Genomic DNA, 2,760 nt, shown 5'->3' on the forward strand with positions numbered 1-2,760 from the left:
GCGGCGACCGAGGACGTGAACAAAGTATTTACGGCGGAAGAACTGAAAGCCGAAGGCGAGAAAGTCTATGCCGCCAACTGTGTTGCCTGCCATCAAGCCAATGGCCAGGGCATACCCGGGACCTTTGCCGCGCTGGACGGCTCGAAGATCGCCAACGGTCCCAAGGCCGACCATGTCGACATTGTCATGAATGGCAAGACCGGCACAGCAATGGCTGCATTCAACCTAAATCCGGTAGTTGGACGGGGTGAAGTGTACGGGTTTTGAGGTGCAGGGCAAGGCGCAACGACGCGGAATGGTCGTTCCATTCCAAGGAGTTGCAACGCAGCCATGTGCCTCAAAAACTGTGCAATTTACCCCGTAGCGCCCTCACCTGGAAGGTGAGCGTTAAATAATATGAAATATTGTTATTAATCATGACACTGATCTATTAAATGAGCGGTCAACTACCGGATTTAGGTTCAAGCACCTGTCGGATGTACAAATCGCGGCGGTGGTCACCTACGAACGTAATGCCTGGGGAAATACCGCAGGAGACGTGGTGCAGCCATCGGAAATCAACCAGTTCAGAAAATAGCATCAAGGAGGACACATGGCGCGCACGCCACGACATTGCAACCGCAATCGTTGCGATATAGCGGCATTGTGCATGCCTGTGACGATCACTCCCGCGGCTTGATGTGCCGGCCGCTTCCCATCAACGGTACATTTTAAAAAACAGCATCAAGGAGACAATTATGGCGGCAGTACAAGACGATATTGCACACGCGCACGACCACCATCCGACCGGCATGATGCGTTGGCTGACTACGACCAACCATAAGGATATCGGCACGATGTATCTGTGGTTCAGCTTTCTGATGTTCCTGACCGGGGGTGTGATGGCGCTGACCATCCGCGCCGAGTTGTTTCAACCCGGCATACAGATCGTCAATCCGGAGTTTTTTAACCAGTTGACGACCATGCATGGTCTGATAATGGTATTCGGGGCCATCATGCCGGCATTCGTCGGTTTTGCCAATTGGCAGATACCGATGATGATCGGGGCGCCCGACATGGCTTTTGCGCGGATGAACAACTGGAGTTTCTGGCTATTGCCTCCGGCGGCTTTACTGCTAATTACCTCGTTCTTCGTGCCCGGCGGCGCGGCTGCCGGTGGTTGGACATTTTATCCGCCGCTGTCGGTGCAGATGGGCATGGGCATGGATATGATGATATTCGCCATTCATATCCTTGGCGCTTCTTCCATCATGGGTTCAATCAACATTATCACCACTATCCTCAACATGCGGGCGCCGGGCATGACACTGATGAAGATGCCGATGTTCGTATGGACCTGGCTCATCACCGCCTATCTTCTGGTTCTGGTAATGCCGGTGCTGGCGGGAGTCATCACCATGCTGCTGACGGATCGCAACTTCGGCACCAACTTCTTCAATGCGGCGGGCGGCGGTGACCCGGTATTGTTTCAGCATATCTTCTGGTTCTTCGGCCATCCCGAAGTCTACATCATGATTTTGCCATCGTTCGGCATCGTTTCCGAAATTATCCCGGCCTTTGCGCGCAAGCCATTGTTCGGCTATTCCTCGATGGTGTATGCCACCGCCTCGATTGCCATCCTGTCCTGCATCGTCTGGGCTCATCATATGTTCACCGCGGGCATGCCGGTGACTGGGCAGTTGTTTTTCATGTATGGCACCATGCTGATTGCGGTTCCCACCGGTGTGAAGGTGTTCAACTGGACCGCCACCATGTGGCGCGGTTCCATGACCTTCGAAACACCCATGCTGTTTTCCATCGGTTTCATTTTCCTGTTCGTGATCGGCGGGTTCAGCGGAGTCGTCTGTGCGATCGTGCCGATCGATGTCCAAGTGCAGGATACCTACTATGTGATTGCACACTTCCACTATGTGCTGGTATCGGGGTCACTCTTTGCCATATTTGCCGGGACTTACTACTGGCTGCCGAAATGGACCGGACACATGTATGACGAGACATTGGGCAAATGGCATTTCTGGCTGTCGATGATCTTTTTCAACCTCACATTCTTTGTTCAGCATTTCCTGGGGTTGGCGGGCATGCCGCGTCGTATTCCCGACTACGCACTCCAATTCGCCGATTTCAACATGATTTCCAGCATAGGCGCATTTGGTTTCGGCTCCACGCAATTGCTGTTCCTTTACGTAGTCCTGAAGTGCATCCGCGGGGGTGAAAAAGCACCGGCAAAGCCTTGGGACGGTGCAAAAACCCTGGAATGGACCCTGCCGTCTCCGGCACCCTATCATACGTTCGCGGTACCGCCCGTGATGAAATAACCGCAGAGACAGGAGAGCGATATGTCAGAGCATATGAACATGTCCGAAGACATGGATATTACCGAAAACGCAGATATCGAGAGAAAGCAGGCATCGATCAGAACAGCATTGTCCGTGCTTGCTTTCTCCCTGGTGTTACCGGTGACGTATTATTTGTGGCAAGCTTACTGTTGTTGATCCGATTTTGGCAATAATCGATAAATTGCAAGCGGGAGAGAAGGCATGAGCCAGGAAGGAAGCAATTATTACGTTCCAGCGCCATCGACCTGGCCTATGACCGGGTCGATAGCGCTGCTATTCATGGGGTTTGGCGCGGCATTCTCGGTCAACAAGATTCCAGCGGGCTATGGGATGCTGACATTGGGTTTTGCCATACTCTTCTACATGCTGTTCGGCTGGTTTCGCACCGTGGCGCGGGAAAGCGAGAGCGGCAAGTTCAATAAGC

4 protein-coding genes are annotated in these 2,760 nt (G+C 53.0%); all 4 read left to right on the plus strand.

The features are described from left to right. Window positions 1-267, plus strand: a 267-nt coding sequence (locus BLP78_RS14950) for a c-type cytochrome (protein WP_143002982.1), incomplete at its 5' end; no start/stop codon positions are given. A gap of 470 nt (window positions 268-737) precedes the next feature. Next, the gene (gene ctaD / locus BLP78_RS14955) at window positions 738-2,315 is read left to right on the plus strand and encodes a cytochrome c oxidase subunit I (RefSeq protein WP_090460541.1); all 1,578 of its coding nucleotides are present in this window, start codon (window positions 738-740) and stop codon (window positions 2,313-2,315) included. A gap of 21 nt (window positions 2,316-2,336) precedes the next feature. Then, window positions 2,337-2,492 (plus strand): hypothetical protein, encoded by a 156-nt coding sequence (locus BLP78_RS15700; RefSeq protein ID WP_176752891.1) that lies wholly within the window; start codon window positions 2,337-2,339, stop codon window positions 2,490-2,492. 45 nt (window positions 2,493-2,537) lie between these two features. Next, window positions 2,538-2,760, plus strand: a 223-nt coding sequence (locus BLP78_RS14960; protein WP_176752892.1) for a cytochrome c oxidase subunit 3, incomplete at its 3' end; no start/stop codon positions are given.

It is taken from the genome of Nitrosospira sp. Nsp1 (genome assembly GCF_900100985.1).
Taxonomy (GTDB): Bacteria; Pseudomonadota; Gammaproteobacteria; order Burkholderiales; family Nitrosomonadaceae; genus Nitrosospira.